Below are 5,930 nucleotides of genomic sequence, written 5' to 3' on the forward strand. Positions count from 1 at the left end.
GTTCCAGGCGCGGGAGTTCCGGGCGCCGTCGACTCCGATCGAGGAGATCGTGGCGAATGTGTTCGCCGATGTTCTCGGTGTGGAGCGGATCGGTGCCGATGATGATTTCTTCGCGCTCGGTGGTAACTCGCTGATCGCGACCCAGGTCGCCGCGCGGCTGGGCGCCGCACTGGATACGCAGGTGCCGGTGCGGATGCTGTTCGAGGCACCCACCGTGACCGCGCTCGCCGCGCGGGTGCAGGAGCAGGCCGGGTCCGGCCGTAAGGCACTGGTGCCGCAGCCGCGGCCGGAACAGGTGCCGCTGTCGCTGGCGCAGCAGCGGATGTGGTTCCTCAACCGGTTCGACGGGGCCTCGGCCGCCTACAACATCCCGTTCGTCATCCGCCTCACCGGCCATCTCGATGTGGACGCGCTGCGGGCCGCTGTCGCCGATGTCGTTGCGCGGCACGAAGTTCTGCGCACCGTCTATCCGGATACCGAATCCGGCCCGGTGCAGGTCGTGGTGCCCGTCGGGTACGCGGTGCCGCAGCTCGAGGTGCGGTCGGTGGCCGCGGCGGATGTCGTGGATGCGGTGGCGGAGCTGGCGCGCACCGGTTTCGATGTCACCTCCGAGGTGCCCCTGCGGGTGGCGCTGTTCCGGTTGACCGATGCCGGCGAGCCGGACGAAACGTCCGAGCTGCACGAGGCAGCCGAGGACGAAGCGGCCGTATTCGTGCTGGCGCTGGTTATGCACCACATCGCCGGTGACGGATTCTCGGTGGCGCCCTTGACCCGCGACGTGATGACCGCGTATGCCGCGCGGTCGGCGGGCGAGGCGCCGGGGTGGGCGCCGCTGCCCGTCCAGTACGCCGATTACGCGTTGTGGCAGCGGGAACGGCTGGGCGACGAAAGCGATCCCGAATCGCTGGTCGCCGCGCAGCTGGCCTACTGGCAGGAGGCCCTGGCCGGTATCCCGGATCAGTTGGACCTACCGGCCGACCGGCCGCGGCCGGCGGTGCAGTCGTTCGCGGGCCGCCGGGTCGACGTGCAGATCGATGCCGAGGTCCACGCCGGATTGCTGGCAATGGCCCGGGAGCAGGGCGCCACGCTGTTCATGGTGGTACACGCCGCTTTCGCGGTGCTGCTGTCGCGGTTGTCGGGTAGTGACGACATCACCATCGGTACGCCGGTGGCCGGTCGCGGCGAGCAGGTGCTGGACGAACTCATCGGCATGTTCGTGAACACCCTGGTGTTCCGGACCCAGCTGGATCGCGGCGAGGCGTTCGTCGAATTGCTCGCGCGGCAGCGGGAGATCGATCTGGCCGCGTTCGCGCATGCGGATGTGCCGTTCGAGCGTTTGGTGGAGGTGCTGAATCCGGCGCGGTCGCAGGCGCGGCATCCGCTGTTCCAGGTGGGGTTGACCTTCCAGAACCTGGCGCAGGCCAGCCTGGAACTGCCCGGGCTGACGGTATCGCGGGTCGAAGTCGACACCGAGATGTACCAGTACGACCTGAACCTGATCCTCAGCGATTCGTACACCTCCGCGGGTGAGCCCGACGGGATCACGGGTTTCCTGACCTATGCCACCGATCTGTTCGATCAGAGCACGGTGCAGGGTTTCGTGGATCGATTCGTGCGGTTGCTCTCGGCCGTGGTCTCCGATCCCGCGCTGGAGCTGGGCGCGGTCGAGTTGCTGAGCGGGGCCGAACGCGCGGAAATCCTCTCCCGCACCGGTGGCCCCGCGGTACCGGCCCGTACGCTGCCGGAGTTGCTGGCGGACGCGGCGGCGGTGGACCCGTCGGCGCCGGCGGTGGTCTTCGAGGGCCGCCGGTACTCCTACGGTGAGTTCGACGAGGGGTCGAACCGGTTGGCGCGGTTGCTGATCGAGCGTGGTCTGGGCGCCGAGGATCTGGTGGCCGTGGCGGTGCCGCGGTCGGCGGATTCGGTGCTGGCCGAATGGGCGGTGACCAAATCCGGTGCGGCCTTCGTGCCGATCGACCCGACCTATCCGGCCGACCGGATCGCGCATATGCTCACCGATTCCGGTGCGCCGGTGGGTATCGCGGTGTCCTCGGTACGCGCGGATCTACCGGATTCGGTGGAGTGGCTGCTGCTCGACGAGCTGGCCCTGGACGGTTATTCGGCCGAGCAGATCACCGATGCGGACCGGGTGCGGCCGCTGACCCCGGCGAATACCGCCTATGTCATCTACACCTCCGGTTCGACCGGTGTGCCCAAGGGTGTCGTCGTCACGCATGCGGGTCTGGCGAACTTCAGTGCCGAACAGGTCGAGCGTTATCGGTTGACGCCGGATTCGCGGGCGCTGGCGTTCGCGTCGCCGTCGTTCGATGCTTCCATGCTCGAATTCCTGCTGGCGGTGGGTTCGGCGGGCGCGCTGGTGGTGGTGCCGACCGGCAACTACGGCGGTGCGGAGCTGGCGGATCTGATCGAGACGGCAGGGGTGACCCATGCCTTCATCACCCCGTCGGTGCTGGCCTCGCTGGATCCGAACGCGTTGTCGGGGATGCGGGCCATCGTCGCCGGTGGTGAAGCGGTTCCGGCCGATCTGGTGGCCCGCTGGGCGGGGATGCCGGGTCGTGAGTTCTACAACGGGTACGGCCCGACCGAGACCACCATCATGTCCAATATCAGCGTCCCGCTGGCTCCGGGGATGCCGGTCACCATCGGCGGGCCGGTGCGCGGGATGCGGTCGCTGGTCCTGGACGACCGGTTGAATCCGGTGCCGGAGGGTGTGACCGGTGAGCTGTATATCGGTGGTATCCAGCTGGCGCGTGGTTATCATGCCCGGCCCGCGCTGACCGCCGGTCGTTTCGTCGCCGACCCCTACGGCGAACCCGGCGCGCGTCTCTACCGCACGGGTGACGTGGTGCGCTGGACCCGCGACGCCGCGGGCGAGCCCGCGGTGGAATACGTGGGCCGCAACGACTTCCAGGTGAAGGTGCGCGGTTTCCGCATCGAACTGGGCGAGATCGACGCCGCGCTGACCGCGCACGACGCGGTGGACTTCGCGGTGACGGTGGGCCACGAGGGCGCGACCGGTGCTGTCTCGCTGGTGTCCTATGTGGTTGCCATTCCGGGCTTCTCGGTGGATATCGCGGAGCTGCGCGAGTTCGTCGGCGAGCGGTTGCCCTCGTATATGGTGCCGTCCTCGATCATGGTGATCGACCGGATCCCGCTGACCCCCGCCGGCAAACTGGACCGCCGGGCGCTGCCCGAACCGGTATTCGAAACCCGCACCTTCCGGGCGCCGTCCACCCCGATCGAGGAGATCGTGGCGGGTACGTTCGCCGAAGTCCTCGAGACCCAGCGGGTGGGCGCGGACGACGATTTCTTCACCCTGGGCGGTAACTCGCTGCTGGCCACGCAGGTCGCGGCCCGCTTGGGCCGGGCGTTGAACACCCATGTGCCGGTGCGGATGTTGTTCGAAGCGTCCACCGTGGCGGGTCTGGCCGTACGGGTCGAGCAGCAGGCCGGTTCCGGTGGGCGTAAGGCCCTGGTAGCCGGCCGGCGGCCGGAGCAGGTGCCCTTGTCGCTGGCGCAGCAGCGGATGTGGTTCCTCAACCGGTTCGATCAGAACTCGACGGCCTACAACATCCCGTGGGCCAGCCGGTTGACCGGCAATCTGAACGCGGACGCGCTCCGGGCCGCCATAGGTGATGTGGTGGTCCGGCACGAGGTACTGCGGACGGTGTACCCGGAGACCGAGGCCGGGCCGGTGCAGGTAGTGCTACCGGCGGCCGATGCGCAACCGGACCTGATCGTGCGCACGATCACCGCCGCGGACCTGATGGGCGCGGTATCGGACCTGGTCGCCACCACTTTCGATGTGACGGCCGAGGTGCCGCTGCGGATCGCGCTGTTCGATATCGACGGCCCCGGCCGGGCCGGGCACGCGCGCGATTTCGTGCTGGCGGTGGTGGTGCACCATATCGCCGGTGACGGCCTGTCGGCGGCGCCGCTGATGCGGGACCTGATGACCGCCTACGCGGCCCGCACCGCGGGCGAGGCCCCCGGCTGGGTGCCGTTGCCGGTGCAGTACGCGGATTACAGCATCTGGCAGCGTGAGCTGCTCGGTGACGAGTCGGATCCGGAGTCGCTGGCCGCGCAGCAGATCGGGTACTGGCGGCAGGCGCTGGCGGGTGTGCCGGATCAGCTGGATCTGCCGGCCGACCGGCCGCGTCCGGCGGTGCAGTCCTTCGCCGGCGGCCGAGTGGAGATCGGGATCGACGCCGAGACCCATGCCGGGCTGCTGAAGACCGCCCGCGAGCAGGGCGCCACGCTGTTCATGGTGGTGCACGCCGCGTTCGCGCTGCTGCTCTCGCGGTTGTCGGGTACCGACGATATCGCCGTCGGTACGCCCGTGGCGGGCCGCGGTGAAGAGGTGCTCGACGACCTGATCGGTATGTTCGTGAACACGCTGGTGTTGCGGACCCAGCTGGATCGCGCCGATACGTTCGCGGATCTGCTGGCGCGGCAGCGGGAGATCGATCTGGCCGCGTTCGCGCATGCGGATGTGCCGTTCGAGCGTTTGGTGGAGGTGCTGAACCCGGCGCGGTCGCAGGCGCGGCATCCGCTGTTCCAGGTGGGCTTCACCTTCCAGAACCAGGCCGATTCCGTGCTGGAATTGCCCGGCCTCACCGTCGCCGGTGTCGATCTCGACACCGAGATCTCGCAGTTCGACCTGAACCTCATCGTCGGCGACAGCTACGACGATTCGGGCGAACCACAAGGCGTGGCGGGCTTCCTCACCTACGCCACCGATCTGTTCGATCACGCGACGGTACAGGGCTTCGCGGATCGTTTCGTGCGATTGCTGGGCGGCGTGGTCGCCGATCCGTCGGCACCGGTCGGTGATGTCGAGATCCTGGATCCGGCCGAACGCCTCCGGGTACTCGCCGAATGGAACGCCACCGAGCACACGCTCCCGGAGCGGTTGCTGCTGGATGGATTCCAGCGTGCGGTGGCCCTGTACCCGGATCGGGTGGCGGTGTCGTTCGAGGGCACCGATCTCACGTATGCGGAGTTCGCGGCTCGGGTGAATCGTCTGGCGCGGTTGTTGATCGCGCAGGGTGTGGGTCCGGAGTCGTTGGTCGGTTTGCTGGTGTCGCGGTCGGTCGACTTGGTGGTCGGCATGTATGCGGTGCTCACCGCGGGTGGTGCGTATGTGCCGTTGGATCCGGCGCATCCGGCCGAGCGGATCGGTTACATCCTGGATACCGCGGCACCGGTGTGCCTGTTGTCGACCACCGCGGATGCGCTGGCGGTGAGCGCCGGCGGAGCCGCGGCCGATGGCGAGAGCGCCGATGTGGCCGCCGGTGGCCCGGTGAGCGAGATCGCCGGTGTTCCGGTGCTGGCTTTGGACACTGTGGAGACCGGTGGTTTCGATGCTTCGCCGGTGTCCGATGCGGATCGGTTGGCGCCGGTGCGGGCGTCGAATACCGCGTATGTGATCTTCACGTCGGGTTCGACGGGTCGTCCGAAGGGTGTGGCGGTGCCGCATTCGGCGATCGCGAATCAGGTCGCGTGGATGCTCGCTCAGTACCCGATGGGTGCCGAGGATGTCTATCTGCAGAAGACCGCGACCACGTTCGATGTGTCGTTGTGGGGTTACTTCCTGCCGTTGGCGGCGGGTGCCCGCCTGGTTGTCGCGACGCCGGATGGTCATCGTGATCCGGCGTATCTGGCTCGGGTGATCGCCGAGCAGAACGTGACGGTGACGGACTTCGTGCCGTCGTTGTTGACGGTGTTTGCGGCGCATACTGCTGCTGGTTCGATTCCGTCGCTCGAGCATGTGTTCGTGATCGGTGAGGCGTTGCCGCCGGAGACGGTGACCGCGATGCATGCGATCAGCGATGCGGCGGTGCACAATTTGTATGGTCCGACCGAGGCCGCGGTGTCGATCACGTATTGGCAGGCGACCGGGGTCGAGT

1 protein-coding gene is annotated in these 5,930 nt (G+C 68.1%); it reads left to right on the forward strand.

What is annotated here, in order from left to right; all coding sequences use genetic code 11:
* Nucleotides 1–5,930: non-ribosomal peptide synthetase (locus QH276_RS18995; protein WP_280406835.1), on the forward strand; the 5,930-nt coding region annotated here is incomplete at both ends.

It is taken from the genome of Nocardia carnea (assembly GCF_029869215.1).
GTDB lineage: Bacteria > Actinomycetota > Actinomycetes > Mycobacteriales > Mycobacteriaceae > Nocardia > Nocardia carnea_B.